At 47.8% G+C, this 2,379-nt stretch carries 2 protein-coding genes; both read left to right on the top strand.

Features of this window, described 5'->3' with window-relative positions:
* Positions 1–2,305: RNA polymerase-associated protein RapA (gene rapA, locus A3729_RS14450; RefSeq protein WP_068634015.1), on the top strand; the 2,305-nt coding region annotated here is incomplete at its 5' end.
* Positions 2,302–2,379: putative quorum-sensing-regulated virulence factor (locus A3729_RS34610; RefSeq protein WP_197475861.1), on the top strand; the 78-nt coding region annotated here is incomplete at its 3' end. The genes rapA and A3729_RS34610, both read left to right, overlap by 4 nt.

Below are 2,379 nucleotides of genomic sequence, written 5' to 3'. Positions count from 1 at the left end.
CTTACTTCCTCATCAAGTATATATCGCTGATACTGTCGCGAAGCGCCATGCCCCGAGAGTATTGCTAGCCGATGAAGTAGGACTAGGTAAAACCATTGAAGCAGGCATGATTCTCCACGCCCAGTTGCACAATGGTTTAGCCAAAAGAGCTTTGATCGTCGTTCCTTCTACACTGGTGCATCAATGGCTGATCGAAATGCTACGCCGCTTCAATCTCAGCTTTTCTATCTTTGATCGTGAGCGTTTTGATAGTTTGACCGAAGAAGGTATCGAAAAGCCCTTTGAGACCGAGCAGCTAGTTCTCTGCCATCAGGACTTCCTGATTAATGAAGATATAAAAACCGCAGCCTTAGCGGCCGACTGGGATTTACTGATTGTCGATGAAGCGCATCACTTACATTGGAGCGAATCAGAAAGCAGCATCGAATACCAGTGCATTGAAGCCTTGGCAGCTAGAAGCCGCGGCGTACTATTGCTTACGGCTACGCCTGAGCAAGCCGGTATCGAGAGCCACTTCGCCCGTTTGCGCTTGCTCGACCCTGACCGTTTTCACTCCTTAGAAAAATTTATTGAGCAAGAACAAAACTATCAGGAAATCTCTGATTTGGTCGGAGAGCTTCAAGGTCTTGAAGACGGCTCGTCACTGCCAATTAAAGCCCTTTCCCTACTCGGTGATGATGCACAAAATATCGATATTCCGGAAGCAATACAAAGGCTACTTGATCAGCATGGCACCGGTAGAATACTGTTCCGCAATACTCGCCAAGGTGTTGAAGGCTTCCCGGATAGAATCCTACAGCCTCACCCACTCGATGCAGCTGTTGGTGATGATCAATTTGAAGATGAAGCCGGCATTAAACAGAATCCGAAAGTCACTTGGCTAACCCAGTTCCTGAAAGATAACAGAGATGAGAAAGTCCTGATCATCTGCGCCAGTGCTGAAACGGCTTTAGCGCTGGAGTCCTATCTTCGACTACGAGAAGGCCTGCGAACAGCAGCCTTCTACGAAGGTTTAAGTATTATTGAACGTGATAGAGCCGCTGCCTACTTTGCTGATAAAGAGGAAGGTGCACAAGCCTTAATCTGTTCAGAAATTGGCAGCGAAGGCCGAAACTTCCAGTTTTCACACGACTTAGTGTTATTCGACTTACCAGAGAACCCTGACCTACTCGAACAACGTATCGGCCGCTTAGACCGAATCGGGCAAACACATGACGTCAATATTCATGTGCCCTTCATTCCTGGCAGCCGCCAAGAGGGTTTATTCAACTGGTATGACCAGGCTCTGGATGCCTTCACTCACAGCTGTGCGGCAGGCTTTGCAATTTATGAACAGTTTGCCGTCGAACTGGAAAGTTACTTAAGCGAAGGTGACTTTCAATCTGATCAGGCCTTGTCTTTTATCAAACAAGCCCGTGAGCATCGCGATGCGGCTATGGCAGCTCTTCAAACGGGTCGTGACCCCCTACTTGAGCTTAACTCCTGCAATCCTGAAGAAGCCGAGAAAATCATTGCCTTGATCGAATCTGAGGAAGCAAGCCAGGACCTGTCCTCTTACATGGAAAAGCAGTTCAACCTTTACGGTGTTGAACAAGAGTACCAGTCAGACCAGACTCTGATCATTCGCCCTGGAGAGCACATGCTGGAGCAGCACTTTCCCGGCTTAAACGATGAAGGCAACACCTTAACCTTCCACCGTTTGAAAGCGCTTGTCCGGGAAGATGTCGAGTTTGTCTCATGGGAACACCCGATGGTGACCGATCTAATCGAGCAAACCTTAACAGGAGAGCTTGGTAATGCAGCCTTGGCAACCATGTCGGTAAAAGGTGTTGAACCTGGTACTTTATTTTTGGAAGCCATATTCGCGCTGAACAGCATGGCACCAAAGTCTCTGCAGCTTGACAAATTTTTGCCGGTATCGCCTCAGCGGATCGTTGTTAATATTACCGGCCGCGACCTTAGCGAAGTTTTACCCTACGAGCAGCTTAATGAGCTCTGCAAAGGGCTTAAGCGATCGATGGCGCATGCCGTATTGAAAGAGATCCGTAACGATATTGGTACACTACTTGAGCATGCTCAAAAAACTGCCGAAGCTTCGGTTCCTTCATTGATCAGCCAAGCTAGCGAAGACATGAACAGGGAGCTAGGTAATGAAATTCAGCGCCTGATTAGCCTCCAGGAAAAGAACCCTTTAATTCGCGACGAAGAAATCGACGCTCTGCGTCACAGACAAAGTGCTTGTCAGGAATATATTGAAAAAACAGGGCTAGAAGTTCAAGCCATGCGAGTTATTATCAACACATGATCGAAAAGCAGCACCTGGTAAAAATAGCCAATACACAAATGCCCTTCGGGAAGTACGGTGGCCGTCGTTTAATC

The sequence above is a fragment of the Oleiphilus sp. HI0043 genome (assembly GCF_001634935.1).
The sequence above is the reverse complement of the archived record's forward strand: the minus strand, read 5'-3'. Positions and strand labels throughout refer to the sequence as shown.